The 13,621-nt window shown below is 60.0% G+C and carries 12 protein-coding genes and 1 pseudogene; 12 read left to right on the top strand and 1 reads right to left on the bottom strand.

Annotated features, from left to right (window positions below):
- The first annotated feature begins 24 nt into the window (after positions 1 to 24).
- From NPS56_RS20600 to NPS56_RS20590, 3 genes are all read left to right on the top strand, one after another.
- The gene (locus tag NPS56_RS20600; protein ID WP_274076316.1) at positions 25 to 1,392 is read left to right on the top strand and encodes an NAD(P)-dependent oxidoreductase; all 1,368 of its coding nucleotides are present in this window, start codon (positions 25 to 27) and stop codon (positions 1,390 to 1,392) included.
- Positions 1,393 to 2,667: an NAD-dependent dihydropyrimidine dehydrogenase subunit PreA gene (gene preA / locus NPS56_RS20595; protein WP_274076315.1), complete on the top strand. Its 1,275-nt coding sequence runs from the start codon at positions 1,393 to 1,395 to the stop codon at positions 2,665 to 2,667.
- A gap of 296 nt (positions 2,668 to 2,963) precedes the next feature.
- Entirely contained in the window at positions 2,964 to 4,037 is a 1,074-nt protein-coding gene (locus tag NPS56_RS20590) for an RHS repeat-associated core domain-containing protein (RefSeq protein ID WP_274076314.1), read from the top strand.
- A 21-nt stretch (positions 4,038 to 4,058) separates the two neighbouring features.
- Here NPS56_RS20590 and NPS56_RS20585 read toward each other — a convergent pair whose 3' ends face one another.
- The gene (locus NPS56_RS20585) at positions 4,059 to 4,679 is read right to left on the bottom strand and encodes a TetR/AcrR family transcriptional regulator (RefSeq protein ID WP_046817413.1); all 621 of its coding nucleotides are present in this window, start codon (positions 4,677 to 4,679) and stop codon (positions 4,059 to 4,061) included.
- A 138-nt stretch (positions 4,680 to 4,817) separates the two neighbouring features.
- Between NPS56_RS20585 and copC the strand changes: the two genes are divergently transcribed.
- The 9 genes and pseudogenes from copC to NPS56_RS20540 all read left to right on the top strand — a co-directional run bounded on the left by copC (position 4,818) and on the right by NPS56_RS20540 (position 13,613).
- Positions 4,818 to 5,183: a copper homeostasis periplasmic binding protein CopC gene (gene copC, locus NPS56_RS20580; protein WP_274076313.1), complete on the top strand. Its 366-nt coding sequence runs from the start codon at positions 4,818 to 4,820 to the stop codon at positions 5,181 to 5,183.
- Positions 5,184 to 5,186: 3 nt separating this feature from the next.
- Positions 5,187 to 5,534, top strand: a pseudogene (locus NPS56_RS20575) (copper homeostasis membrane protein CopD); the annotation flags it as partial.
- An 837-nt stretch (positions 5,535 to 6,371) separates the two neighbouring features.
- The gene (locus NPS56_RS20570) at positions 6,372 to 7,670 is read left to right on the top strand and encodes an OprD family porin (RefSeq protein WP_425313640.1); all 1,299 of its coding nucleotides are present in this window, start codon (positions 6,372 to 6,374) and stop codon (positions 7,668 to 7,670) included.
- A 276-nt stretch (positions 7,671 to 7,946) separates the two neighbouring features.
- The gene (locus NPS56_RS20565; protein WP_274076312.1) at positions 7,947 to 8,771 is read left to right on the top strand and encodes an NAD-dependent epimerase/dehydratase family protein; all 825 of its coding nucleotides are present in this window, start codon (positions 7,947 to 7,949) and stop codon (positions 8,769 to 8,771) included.
- Between the two features lie 38 nt (positions 8,772 to 8,809).
- On the top strand, positions 8,810 to 9,697 hold the full coding sequence (locus tag NPS56_RS20560; protein ID WP_274076311.1) for an SMP-30/gluconolactonase/LRE family protein: 888 nt from the start codon (positions 8,810 to 8,812) through the stop codon (positions 9,695 to 9,697).
- Positions 9,698 to 9,757: 60 nt separating this feature from the next.
- Positions 9,758 to 10,729, top strand: coding sequence for a TRAP transporter substrate-binding protein (locus NPS56_RS20555; RefSeq protein ID WP_274076310.1), 972 nt, complete (start codon positions 9,758 to 9,760; stop codon positions 10,727 to 10,729).
- Between the two features lie 78 nt (positions 10,730 to 10,807).
- Positions 10,808 to 11,335: a TRAP transporter small permease gene (locus NPS56_RS20550; protein ID WP_274076309.1), complete on the top strand. Its 528-nt coding sequence runs from the start codon at positions 10,808 to 10,810 to the stop codon at positions 11,333 to 11,335.
- Entirely contained in the window at positions 11,336 to 12,616 is a 1,281-nt protein-coding gene (locus NPS56_RS20545; RefSeq protein ID WP_056852883.1) for a TRAP transporter large permease, read from the top strand.
- 130 nt (positions 12,617 to 12,746) lie between these two features.
- Complete coding sequence (locus tag NPS56_RS20540) at positions 12,747 to 13,613, top strand: aldose 1-epimerase (protein WP_274076308.1); 867 nt, start codon at positions 12,747 to 12,749, stop codon at positions 13,611 to 13,613.
- Positions 13,614 to 13,621 lie beyond the last annotated feature (8 nt).

Here is a 13,621-nt window from a genome sequence, read left to right as displayed (position 1 = left end):
CTCAATTACCGTGAGGCCAACACCGTGATCAAGACCCTGACCCACCTCCCGCATCCCCATGAGAACGCGGCCGCCCTCGCCGGCCATTTCACCGACCTGGCGCCGCCACTCAACGATCGCCAGGCGCATCTGGAAGCCTCGCGTTGCCTGTATTGCTACGACGCGCCCTGCGTGAATGCCTGCCCGAGCGAAATCGATATTCCCTCGTTCATCCGCAACATTCACCAGGACAACGTCCAGGGGGCGGCGCAGAAAATCCTCTCAGCCAACATCCTCGGTGGCAGTTGCGCCCGGGTCTGTCCGACCGAGATCCTTTGCCAGCAGGCCTGTGTGCGCAACAACGCCCATGAATGCGCGCCGGTGCTGATCGGCCTGCTGCAACGTTACGCCGTGGACAACGCGCACTTCAGCGAACACCCGTTCGCCCGCAGTGCCGCCACCGGCAAGCGCATTGCCGTGGTCGGTGCCGGCCCCGCCGGGTTGTCCTGCGCCCACCGCAGCGCGATGCACGGCCACGACGTGGTGGTTTTCGAGGCCCGGGAAAAGGCCGGCGGCCTGAATGAATACGGGATCGCCAAATACAAACTGGTGGACGATTACGCACAGAAGGAGCTGGATTTCCTCCTGGAAATCGGCGGCATCGAAATCCGCCACGGGTACAAACTCGGGGATAACCTCAGCCTCAGCGACCTGCATCAACAATTCGACGCCGTGTTCCTCGGCATTGGCCTGGCGGCCAGCAAACAGCTGGGCCTGCCGCATGAAGACGCGCCCGGCCTGGTGGCGGCCACCGACTATATCCGCGAACTGCGCCAGGCCGATGACTTGAGCCAGCTGCCGCTGGCCGACCACTGCATCGTGCTCGGTGCCGGCAACACGGCTATCGACATGGCGGTGCAGATGGCCCGGCTCGGCGCCCGCGACGTCAACCTGGTCTACCGCCGTGGCGCCGAGGACATGGGAGCGACTCACCATGAACAGGACATCGCCAAGGCCAATCAGGTACGCCTGCTGACCTGGGCCCAACCGGAAGAAGTCCTGCTCGACGACCAGGGCCAGGTGCGCGGCATGCGCTTCGCTCGCACACACCTGGTTGAAGGTCGCCTGCAAACCACCGGCGAAACCTTTGAACAGGCCGCGGATGCCATCTTCAAAGCCATCGGCCAAAGCTTCGATTCCAGCGCCCTCGCCGATCCTTTAGCCCGAGAACTCAAGCGTCAGGGCGATCGCATAGAGGTGGACGAACACCTGCGCACCAGCATCCCCGGGGTGTATGCCGGCGGCGACTGCACCAGCCTCGACCAGGACCTCACCGTGCAGGCAGTACAGCACGGCAAACGCGCCGCCGAGGCGATCAACGCGCAACTGATGCTCAACGTGGAGGCTGCATAAATGGCCGATCTGTCGATTGTCTTCGCCGGCATCAAGTCCCCCAACCCGTTCTGGCTGGCCTCCGCGCCGCCGACCGACAAGGCCTACAACGTGGTCCGCGCCTTCGAGGCCGGCTGGGGCGGCGTGGTCTGGAAAACCCTCGGGGAAGACCCGGCGGCGGTCAACGTGTCATCGCGCTATTCGGCGCACTTCGGGGCTAACAGAGAAGTCCTCGGTTTCAACAACATCGAACTGATCACCGATCGCTCGCTGGAGATCAACCTGCGGGAAATCACCCAGGTCAAGAAGGACTGGCCGGACCGCGCGCTGATCGTGTCGCTGATGGTGCCCTGCGTCGAAGAGTCCTGGAAACACATACTGCCCCTGGTGGAAGCCACCGGTGCCGACGGCATCGAACTCAACTTCGGTTGCCCCCACGGCATGCCGGAGCGCGGCATGGGCGCGGCGGTCGGCCAGGTGCCGGAATACGTCGAGCAGGTCACCCGCTGGTGCAAGACGTATTGCTCGCTGCCGGTGATCGTCAAGCTGACGCCGAACATCACCGACATCCGCGTGGCGGCCCGCGCGGCGCACCGTGGCGGCGCGGATGCGGTGTCGTTGATCAATACGATCAACTCCATCACCAGCGTCAACCTGGAGCGCATGGTCGCCAATCCCATCGTCGGCAGCCAGAGCACCCATGGCGGCTATTGCGGCTCGGCGGTCAAGCCGATCGCCTTGAACATGGTCGCCGAAATCGCCCGCGACCCGCAGACCCTGGGCCTGCCAATCAGCGGCATTGGCGGCATCGGCAACTGGCGCGACGCCGCCGAGTTCATGGCCCTGGGCAGCGGTTCGGTGCAGGTGTGCACGGCGGCGATGCTGCACGGCTTTCGCATTGTCGAAGAAATGAAGGACGGCCTGTCACGCTGGATGGACAGTCAGGGCTACGCCAGCATCGCCGAGTTTTCCGGGCGTGCGGTGGGCAATACCACCGACTGGAAGTACCTGGATATCAACTATCAGGTGATCGCGAAGATCGACCAGGAGGCGTGCATTGGTTGTGGGCGCTGTCATATCGCTTGTGAGGACACTTCGCACCAGGCGGTGGCCAGCCTGAAAAAGGCCGATGGTACGCACGCGTATGAAGTGATCGATGAGGAATGCGTGGGTTGCAACCTGTGCCAGATCACCTGCCCGGTCGAGAACTGCATCGAGATGGTGCCGGTGGACACTGGCAAGCCGTTTCTGGACTGGAATCATGACCCGAGAAATCCCTATCACGTCAGTCCTTGAAATCTGCGGCCTCTGAACCGACGCCATCGCGAGCAAGCTCGCTCCCACAGTGGATTTGTGTCGTACATCAATCCTGAGTACACCAATGATCCCTGTGGGAGCGAGCTTGCTCGCGATAAAGCCGGTACAGTCACCATAAGCCTCAAGCCTTCAATCCAATCTCCTGCGACTGCACCCAGCGCTGATACCCCTGATCATCGCCGACACACCTTCCTGACTATCAGTTCTGCTAGTAGACGCCCCCCGAATTAACTACGAAGCTGACACGCATTCATTTCGCCAGCGAGGACTGCGCCATGTCAGCCCCAGCATTGAAGATTTTGCGCCGTTATGTATACGACCCATTGGATCGACTTATTGGTGTGGGACTTTTGCAGACCGAGGGCACCCAGCGTTTCTATCAAGAGAACCACCTGGCTACCGAGCTGGGACAACAGATACAACGAACAATCTTCCGCCATCAAGCCCAACCATTGGCGCAGAGTCAAAATGAAGCTGGTGTGAGCCAAACCACGTTGCTGGCAACCGACCAGGCGCATTCGCTGATGAAAACGGTGTCACGGATTAATCCACAGCAATTTGCCTATTGCGCCTACGGGCATCATCCTGTGAAAAGTGGTTTAAGTGCCTTGATCGGGTTTAACGGGGAATGTCCTGACGCTACAACGGGTCACTACCCACTAGGACAGGGCAATCGCTTTTTTAATCCTGTTCTGATGCGTTTTAACAGCCCGGATGAGCTCAGCCCTTTTAGTGAGGGCGGCATTAATCCTTATGCGTATTGTGGATGGGACCCGATCAACTTCGGAGACCCTACCGGAAATTCTCGCCTCGCGCACTTCAAAGCTCTATTGAGGAAAGCATCGCAAACCGCAGATGTTAACCGCGCTTCGGTTACCACAGCCACTTCTAGTGCCCGAGCAAATGCCCCATCACCAACACCCACTGCCATCGGTCACGCCACCTCGCTAAGTTCTGGCAGTTCACAAACAAAGTACCGGATACTGCCTCAGGAAGCGTCAACACCTAGCAGTTCGGCGCAACCATTTCCGCACCAACTAGGTCCTTTTAAACTGGACTCAAAAACCAAAAAAATATCAAAAAAAACATCAAAGAAAAATATCCAATACAAGGACAAACTCTACAACAACGCAAAAAAGTACGAAGAATTCAAAGAATCGTCGAATCTTCAGGCAATGTATACTGGATCACAAAAAACACACTGGGAAGACTTAACAAGTCAAATAGCATCTGAACCGAGTTCAATAAAGCGATGGAAACTAAGACAAAAGAGGATCTTCCTGGAGGTTAAGATCAGAAGCGTTACCATCGAAGAACTTGAAAGAACCAATAAATCAATCAGAAATTAACACTCTACAGAAGTATTAATCTCAAGGCTCCAACCCAATCCCCCGCAAAATCACACTGGTCACCGTCTGCACTGCCCGTTCAAACTGCATGTCCGACAGCGGCTGATGATCGTTGAGAATGTTCACCTGATGATCAAAGTCGGCGTAGTGCTGGGTCGAGGCCCAGATCATGTACAGCAGGCTTGAAGGCTCCACTGGCAGGATGCGGCCGTCGTCGACCCACTGGCGGATCTTCGCTTCCTTCATCTTGGCCCAGTCGTACAGGCTCGCGTCGAGCTTCTCGCCAAGGGTCGGTGCGCCGTGGATGATTTCGTTGGCCCAGACTTTCGAGCCGTAGGGGCGGCTGCGTGAGTGGTTCATCTTGGCGCGGATATAGCTGCTGAGCACCACGCGCGGGTCGTCGAACATCTCGAAGCACAGCGCATCCTGCTTCCACACTTCCAGCAGGTCGAACAGCACGGCGCTGTACAGTTCGGTCTTGGTGCTGAAGTAGTAATGCAGGTTGGAACGCGGCAGTTGCACTTCGGCGGCGATATCGGCCATGGCGGTGCTGCCAAAGCCTTTTTCGGCGAAGACCTTCTCGGCCCCCAGCAGAATTTTCTCGACGTTACTGCGACGGATCTCGATCTTGTGATTGCCCATGAGGGCTCCCTGACAACAACATTGAACAAGACTAGCACCGCTCTACGGCGCGGCGACAGAGGACAACCAAACTTCGTATAACCGCTCTGGCGCGGCTAGACTGACCACCACTTGAAACCTGCCGCCGAGGGACCCGACATGCGCTTGAAGAACACCCTGACCACCATCGCTCTGCTCGGCGCGCTCCTGTGCGCCTCATCTGTATGGGCTCACGCCCACCTGCAAAGCCAGACACCTGCTGCCGACAGCACCGTGAAGCCTCCCGCGGAACTGAGCCTGGTGTTTTCCGAAGGCGTCGAGGCCGACTTCTGCAAAGTCACGATCAGCCGCGACGGCGACGAGATCCTGGTCAAAAGCCTGGTCACCCAGGGTCCTGATAAAAAGACCCTGATTGTCACGCCGGCGGTCCCCTTCACCGCTGGAGACTACAAGGTCGAGTGGCATGTGGTGTCGGTCGATACCCACAAAAGCGAAGGCGCCTACGCGTTCAAGGTGGGCCAGTAATACATGGCGGATGCGATGGTGCTGTGCCGCTTCGTACATTTTTGCGTGGTGCTGATGTTGTTCGGGGCGTGGGTGTTCCGGCCGCTGCTGTTGGGTCGCCTCACAACGCTGGATCAGCCACTGTTGCGCCTCAGTCAGTGGCTGGCGGTCGTGGCGCTGGCCAGCGGTGTCGGCTGGTTACTGCTGGTCACCGCGAGCATGGCGGGCACCTGGGCGGCGGCGTTCGAACCGGCGATTTTGCTGCGGGTGCTTGGTCGTACTTTTTTCGGTGAAGTCTGGGGCTGGCACCTGCTGCTCAACGCATTGCTGGTGATCCTGCTGCTGACGCCATGGCGCTCCAGCCTCCCCTTGGCGCGGTAGCTGCCGTCTCTTTGCTGGGCACCTTGGCACCCATGTTTCCGGCTGACAAACCCTGTCCCTGTGGGAGCCAGACTGCTGGCGATGGCGGAGTATCAGCCTGCATCAATGTTGAATGTGAGATGGCTATCGCCAGCAGGCTGGCTCCCACAAATTACAGTGTGCTGCTGGGAGTGGTTGCTGGGAGTGGTTGCTGGGGCTTGGCGAGGTAGCTGCCGTCTCTTTGCTCGGCACCCTGGCACCGATGATTTCCGGCTGACAAACCCTGTCCCCTGTGGGAGCCAGCCTGCTGGCGATGGCGGAGTATCAGCCTGCATCAATGTTGAATGTGAGATGGCTATCGCCAGCAGGCTGGCTCCCACAAATTACAGTGTGCTTCTGGGAGTGGTTGCTGGGGCTTGGCGCGGTAGCTGCCGTCTCTTTGCTGGGCACCCTGGCACCGATGATTTCCGGCTGACAAACCCTGTCCCCTGTGGGAGCCAGCAGGCTGGCTCCCACAAATTACAGTGTGCTGCTGGAGTGGTTGCTGGGGCTTGGCGCGGTAGCTGCCGTCTCTTTGCTGGGCACCTTGGCACCCATGATTTCCGGCTGACAAACCCTGTCCCCTGTGGGAGCCAGCCTGCTGGCGATGGCGGAGTATCAGCCTGCATCAATGTTGAATGTGAGATGGCTATCGCCAGCAGGCTGGCTCACACAGGTTTTAACCATTGCCTTAAAGTCATCGTATAACTTCCGATTGACAACCCCTTAAAATCCCGCAAATATCTGCGCCAATGTTGTACGACGACGTATGACAAAAATAAAAACAAAAAGCAGCAAGGGAGCGTCACAGTGAGCAAGCTCGTCCGCGATTCGTCCGCCCGTACCCCACGCCCGTCCTTTACCCGTTTGCAGACGCTGAGCCTGATCGGTTGCAGCAGCCTGACCCTCGCCCTGCCCATCGCCTGCCAGGCCGAAGGCTTCACCGATGACGCCAAAGCCACGCTGAACCTGCGCAACGCCTACATCAATCGCAACTACACCAACCCGGCCTACCCCCAGGGCAAGGCGGAAGAATGGACACAGAACTTCATCCTCGACGCCAAGTCCGGCTACACCCAGGGCCCGGTCGGCTTCGGTGTCGATGTGCTTGGCCTGTACTCGCAGAAGCTCGACGGCGGCAAAGGCACCGGGGGTACGCAGTTGCTGCCGATCCACGGCGACGGCCGCCCGGCCGACAACTTTGGGCGCCTGGGCGTGGCTCTCAAAGGCAAGATCTCGAAAACAGAACTGAAGGTCGGCGAATGGATGCCGGTGCTGCCGATCCTGCGTTCCGACGACGGTCGCTCGCTGCCGCAAACCTTCCGCGGCGGCCAGGTGACCTCCACCGAGATCAGCGGCCTGACGCTCTACGGCGGGCAGTTCCGCCAGAACAGCCCGCGCAACGATGCGAGCATGGAAGACATGTTCATGAACGGCAAATCGGCCGCCTTCACCTCGGACCGATTCAACTTCGGCGGCGGCGAATACGCCTTCAACGACAAACGCACCCAGGTCGGCGTCTGGTATGCCGAACTCAGCGATATCTATCAGCAGCAGTATTTCAACCTTAGCCACAGCCAGCCCATCGGCGACTGGACCCTGGGCGCCAACCTCGGCTACTTCATCGGCAAGGAAGACGGCAGCGCCCTGGCCGGCGACCTCGACAACAAGACCGCGTTTGCCCTGCTCTCGGCCAAATACGGCGGCAACACCTTCTACGTCGGCCTGCAAAAACTCAGCGGCGACGACGTGTGGATGCGGGTCAACGGCACCAGTGGCGGGACCCTGGCCAACGACAGCTACAACTCCAGCTATGACAACGCCAAAGAGAAGTCCTGGCAGGTGCGTCACGACTACAACTTCGTCGCCCTCGGCATTCCCGGCCTGACCCTGATGAACCGCTACATCAGCGGCGACAACGTGCACACCGGCACCATCACCGACGGCAAGGAATGGGGCCGTGAATCGGAACTGGCCTACACCGTGCAGAGCGGTGCGCTGAAAAACCTCAACGTGAAATGGCGCAACGCGAGTATCCGCAAGGATTTCAGCACCAACGAATTTGATGAGAACCGGATTTTCATCAGCTATCCGATTTCGTTGTTGTAATTCCCGAAGATCGACCTCGTTCCTGTAGGAGCCGGCTTGCCGGCGAAGGCGATCTCGCGGACGCCTTCGCTGGCAAGCCAGCTCCTACAGGTCCGAGTGCCATCAGGGATCAATCACAGGGATCGAGATTTTCTCGGAGAATTGATCGTGACAACCCTCCGTCAAATTCCACCAATGTCGCGTTGACAAAAACCGGAAATCCTAACGATACTTCAGCAATGTCGTACGACAACCTACAACGACCCAATAATAACAACTGCTTGTCCAGGAATTCCCATGACAACCACTGCAACCGCCCAAACGCCCTTCAATCGCCTGCTGCTGACCGGTGCCGCCGGTGGCCTGGGCAAAGTCCTGCGCGAGAGCCTGCGCCCGTACGCCAATGTCATTCGCCTGTCGGACATCGCCGACATCGCCCCTGCCATTGATGATCGCGAAGAAGTCGTGCCCTGCGACCTCGCCGACAAAAACGCCGTGGATCAACTGGTCGAAGGCGTGGACGCGATCCTGCATTTTGGCGGCGTGTCGGTTGAGCGCTCGTTCGAAGAAATCCTTGGGGCCAATATCTGCGGCGTGTTCCACATCTACGAAGCTGCCCGCCGCCACGGCGTCAAGCGCGTGATCTTCGCCAGTTCCAACCATGTGATCGGCTTCTACAAGCAGGACGAAGTCATCGACGCCCACTCCCCTCGCCGCCCCGACAGCTACTACGGTTTGTCCAAGTCCTACGGCGAAGACATGGCCACCTTCTACTTCGATCGCTACGGCATCGAGACGGTCAGCGTGCGCATCGGCTCTTCGTTCCCCGAACCGCAGAACCGCCGGATGATGAGCACCTGGCTGAGCTTCGGCGACCTTACCCAGCTGCTGGAACGTGCGCTCTACACCCCGAACGTCGGCCACACCGTGGTCTATGGCGCGTCCGACAACAAGGACGTCTGGTGGGACAACCGTTACGCCAGCGCGCTGGGTTACAAGCCCAAGGACAACTCCGAAGTGTTCCGTGAAAAAGTCGAAGCCCAGCCGCTGCCGGCCGCTGATGACCCGGCGCGGATCTACCAGGGCGGTGCCTTTTGCGCGGCCGGCCCGTTCGGCGACTGATCGTCCTGATCCCCCCACAACCAAGGGAATGAGTTGCCATGAAAGCCGAATTGATTGTCGATGCGCGCAACACGGTAGGTGAAAGCCCGGTGTGGGTGTCTGAGGAAAACGCCCTGTATTGGGTCGACATTCCCGCCGGCGGCCTGCAGCGCTGGAGCGCGCTGACCGGTCATGTGCACGCCTGGAAAACCCCGCAAATGCTCGCCTGCATCGCCCGCCATCCCGACGGTGGCTGGGTCGCAGGCATGGAGAGCGGGTTCTTCCATCTGCATGCGCATGCCGACGGCAGCCTCGACAGCGAACCCCTGGCCCAGGTCGATCACGCCCGCCCGGACATGCGTCTCAACGATGGTCGCTGTGACCGCCAGGGCCGCTTCTGGGCCGGCAGCATGGTGCTGGACATGGGCGCCAATGCCGCCGTGGGCTCGCTCTATCGCTACAGCGCCGGCGAGCAAGGACCGCTGCCGGCGCAATTGAACGGCCTTATCGTGCCCAACGGCCTGGCCTTCAGCCCGGACGGCCGGACCATGTACCTGTCCGACTCCCATCCGCTGGTGCAGCAGATCTGGGCCTTCGATTACGACATCGACAGCGCCACCCCTACCAACCGCCGCCTGTTCGTCGACATGAACCAGCACGCCGGTCGCCCTGATGGCGCGGCGGTCGATGCCGAAGGTTGCTACTGGATCTGCGGCAACGATGCCGGGCTGATTCACCGCTTCACCCCCGACGGTCGACTGGACCGCTCCCTGGCCGTCCCGGTGAAAAAACCGAGCATGTGCGCCTTCGGTGGCACTCGCCTGGACACCTTGTTCGTGACCTCGATCCGCCCGGGAGACGACCAGGATGAACAGTCCCTGGCCGGGGGCGTGTTCGCCCTCGATCCCGGCGTCAAGGGTCTGCCGGAGCCGCACTTCAAGCAGTAAACGCAAACGTTTCACCGCTGTGCCTTGAATAAAAAAAACAACAAGACTGGAGACACCCCCATGGACTTCAAACGCACCTTGCTCGCCGCAGCACTCCCCCTCGCCTTCACCCTCAGCAGCGCCGCCCATGCGCTGGAAATCAAATTTGCCGACATTCACCCTGCGGGCTATCCCACCGTGGTCGCCGAAGAACAGCTGGGCAAGACCCTGGTGGCCGACAGCGACGGCAAGCTGACCTTCAAGATGTTCGCCGGTGGTGTACTCGGCTCGGAAAAGGAAGTGGTCGAACAGGCCCAGGTCGGCGCCATCCAGATGGCCCGGGTCAGCCTCGGCATCGTCGGCCCGGTGGTACCGGACGTTAACGTGTTCAACATGCCGTTCGTGTTCCGTGACCAGGCGCACATGCGCAAGGTCATCGATGGCGAAGTGGGCGACGAGATCCTCGCCAAAATCACCGATTCCGAATTCGGTCTGGTGGCCTTGGCCTGGATGGATGGCGGCACGCGCAACATCTACACCAAGAAACCGGTGCGCAACCTGGAAGATCTCAAGGGCATGAAGATCCGCGTGCAAGGCAACCCGATGTTCATCGAAACCATCAACGCCATGGGCGGCAACGGCATCGCCATGGACACCGGCGAAATCTTCAGCGCCCTGCAGACTGGCGTGATCGACGGCGCGGAGAACAACCCGCCGACCCTGCTCGAACACAATCACTACCAGAACGCCAAGTTCTACAGCCTGACCGGGCACCTGATCCTGCCTGAACCTATCGTGATGTCGAAAATCACCTGGGAAAAACTCACCCCCGAGCAACAGGCGTTGGTGAAGAAAACCGCCAAAGCCGCGCAGGCACAGGAACGTACCCTGTGGGACGCAAAATCGGCCAGCAGCGAAGAAAAACTCAAGGCAGCCGGCGTCGAGTTCATCACCGTCGACAAGAAACCTTTCTATGAGGCGACCGCCTCGATTCGCGAGAAATACGGCGCACCTTACGTCGACCTGATCAAGCGCATCGAAGCCGTTCAGTAACCCTCCCTGCACTCAAGAAAGGCCCGGCGCCACTGACGTGGGTATCTGTCAGTGCGCGCCCGGTTACGGTGGAACCCGATGAAGAATCTGCTGCTACGTTTCAATGACAAGCTCTACATGACCTGTATCTGGGTCGCCGGGCTCTCCGTGCTGGCCATTGCGCTGATCATTCCCTGGGGCGTGTTTGCCCGTTATGTGCTCGGCACCGGCTCCAGTTGGCCCGAGCCTACTGCAATCCTGCTGATGATGGTCTTCACCTTCATCGGCGCAGCGGCCAGCTATCGTTCCGGCTCGCACATGGCAGTGGCGATGCTCACTGATCGGATGTCGCCGCAACTGCGCCAGGCCATGAGCGTGTTTTCACAATTACTGATGGCGACCATCAGCCTGTTCATGGCGATCTGGGGCACCAAGCTTTGCTTGTCGACCTGGAACCAGTTCATGAGCGCCCTGCCGACCCTGCGAGTGGGCATCACCTACATGCCGATTCCCGTGGGCGGCGTGCTGACGCTGATTTTTGTTCTGGAAAAACTCTTGCTCGGCGATCAGAGCAACCGTCGGGTCGTGCGTTTCGACCTCGTTGAAGAAAACGAAGGGGCTGCCTGAATGGACGCTTTTATTCTGTTGGGCAGTTTTATCGCGTTGATCCTGATCGGCATGCCGGTCGCCTACGCACTGGGGCTCTCGGCGCTGATCGGCGCGTTCTGGATCGACATTCCGTTCCAGGCGCTGATGATCCAGGTCGCCGGTGGCGTGAACAAGTTTTCCCTGCTGGCGATTCCGTTCTTCGTGCTGGCCGGTGCGATCATGGCCGAGGGCGGAATGTCCAGGCGTCTGGTGGCGTTTGCCGGGGTGCTGGTCGGGTTCGTGCGCGGTGGCCTGTCGCTGGTCAATATCATGGCTTCGACTTTCTTCGGCGCGATCTCCGGCTCCTCGGTGGCCGACACCGCCTCGGTCGGTTCGGTGCTGATCCCGGAAATGGAGCGCCGCGGCTATCCCCGTGAGTTCGCCACCGCCGTGACCGTCAGCGGTTCGGTGCAGGCCCTGCTGACCCCGCCGAGCCACAACTCGGTGCTCTACTCGCTGGCCGCTGGCGGTACGGTGTCGATTGCCTCGCTGTTCATGGCCGGCGTGGTACCGGGCCTGTTGATGAGCGCGTGCCTGATGGTGCTGTGCCTGATCTTCGCCAAGAAGCGTGACTACCCCAAGGGCGAAGTCATCCCGATGCGCGAAGCGCTGAAGATCTGCGGCGAAGCGTTGTGGGGCCTGATGGCGATGGTCATCATCCTCGGCGGGATCCTGAGCGGGATCTTCACCGCGACCGAGTCCGCGGCCATTGCCGTACTCTGGTCGTTCTTCGTGACCATGTTCATCTACCGCGACTACAAATGGAGCGAGCTGCCGAAACTGATGCACCGCACGGTGCGCACCATCTCGATCGTGATGATCCTGATCGGCTTCGCCGCCAGCTTCGGCTACATCATGACCCTGATGCAGATCCCGGCGAAGATCACCACGATGTTCCTGACCCTGTCGGACAACCGTTACGTGATCCTGATGTGCATCAACGTCATGCTGCTGTTGCTCGGTACCGTGATGGACATGGCGCCGCTGATCCTGATCCTCACGCCGATCCTGATGCCGGTGATTCTCGGCATTGGCGTGGACCCGGTGCAGTTCGGCATGATCATGCTGGTGAACCTGGGGATTGGTTTGATAACACCGCCGGTGGGCGCGGTGCTCTTTGTGGGGTCGGCCGTGGGTAAAGTCAGCATCGAATCTACCGTCAAGGCCCTGCTGCCGTTCTACGGCGTGCTGTTCCTGGTGCTGATGGCCGTGACCTACATTCCTGCGCTGTCGCTGTGGTTGCCGCATCTGGTGTTGTAACCCGGCTGATCTTGCAACGCTTTGACTGTAGGAGCCGGTTTGCCGGCGAAGGCGTACTCAAGGACGCCTTCGCCGGCAAGCCGGCTCCTACATAGGGTAATCCGTGCATCTCTTTCCCTTGCTGGTGAACATGAAACCCACACTGCTCGAACTCGAAGACTCCTTCACCCGCCTCACCCTCGCCCCCGAACTCGGCGGCAGCATCGTCAACTGGACCGTGCGCAGCACCGGCCAGCCCTTGTTGCGCCACGCCGATGAGCAGGCCTTGAACACCGGTCTTCCCGGCAAACTGGGCTGCTTCCCTTTGGTGCCGTGGTCCAACCGCATCGCCGAAGGCGGCTTCGATTGCCCGCACGGCTGGCTGGCCCTGACGCCCAACAGCCCCGATCCGTTACCGATTCACGGCAGCGCCTGGCAGCAACGCTGGCAGGTGGTTTCCTCAACCGCTGACGAAGTGGTGCTGCAACTCGATAGCACCGAGCCCTTTGCCTATTGCGCCCGTCAACGCTTCCATCTGAGCGAAGGTCGGTTGAGCATCGAATTGAGCGTCACCCATCTGGCCGAACACCCTGCCTGGCATGGCCTCGGGCTGCACCCATACCTGCCGCGCAACGCCAACACTCTATTGCAGGCTACCGCCCGACAGGTCTGGTTGTGCGATGAGAGAAAACTGCCGACGCAACTGAGTGCGTTACCTGCCGAATGGGATTTCCAGCAGCCCAGGGCGCTGCCCCCCGCACTGGTCGACAACGGTTTCTGCCAATGGGATGGCCACTGCCTGATCCAACAACCCGACCTCGGTTACGAGCTGGACTGTCAGGCCAGTGGTAGCGATTACTATTTGCTCTATTGCCCGCCAGGCCTGGCGTTTTTCTGCATCGAACCGGTCAGCCACCCGGTCAACGCCCATCACTTGCCCGGTCGCCCGGGGTTGCGATTGCTGGAGCAGGGGCAATCCACTGAACTGGCCTTCACGCTGCAGTACCGCCCCTTGTAGGAGCCCGG

This window comes from Pseudomonas putida, from assembly GCF_028682635.1.
GTDB classification, from domain to species: domain Bacteria; phylum Pseudomonadota; class Gammaproteobacteria; order Pseudomonadales; family Pseudomonadaceae; genus Aquipseudomonas; species Aquipseudomonas putida_AE.
The sequence above is the reverse complement of the archived record's forward strand: the minus strand, read 5'-3'. Positions and strand labels throughout refer to the sequence as shown.

Coding starts and splice junctions, on each gene's coding strand:
- preA (WP_274076315.1), top strand. CDS start 1,393: ATGGCCGATCTGTCGATTGTCTTCGCCGGCATCAAGTCCCCCAACCCG.
- NPS56_RS20590 (WP_274076314.1), top strand. CDS start 2,964: ATGTCAGCCCCAGCATTGAAGATTTTGCGCCGTTATGTATACGACCCA.
- NPS56_RS20585 (WP_046817413.1), bottom strand. CDS start 4,679: ATGGGCAATCACAAGATCGAGATCCGTCGCAGTAACGTCGAGAAAATT.
- copC (WP_274076313.1), top strand. CDS start 4,818: ATGCGCTTGAAGAACACCCTGACCACCATCGCTCTGCTCGGCGCGCTC.
- NPS56_RS20565 (WP_274076312.1), top strand. CDS start 7,947: ATGACAACCACTGCAACCGCCCAAACGCCCTTCAATCGCCTGCTGCTG.
- NPS56_RS20560 (WP_274076311.1), top strand. CDS start 8,810: ATGAAAGCCGAATTGATTGTCGATGCGCGCAACACGGTAGGTGAAAGC.
- NPS56_RS20555 (WP_274076310.1), top strand. CDS start 9,758: ATGGACTTCAAACGCACCTTGCTCGCCGCAGCACTCCCCCTCGCCTTC.
- NPS56_RS20550 (WP_274076309.1), top strand. CDS start 10,808: ATGAAGAATCTGCTGCTACGTTTCAATGACAAGCTCTACATGACCTGT.
- NPS56_RS20545 (WP_056852883.1), top strand. CDS start 11,336: ATGGACGCTTTTATTCTGTTGGGCAGTTTTATCGCGTTGATCCTGATC.
- NPS56_RS20540 (WP_274076308.1), top strand. CDS start 12,747: ATGAAACCCACACTGCTCGAACTCGAAGACTCCTTCACCCGCCTCACC.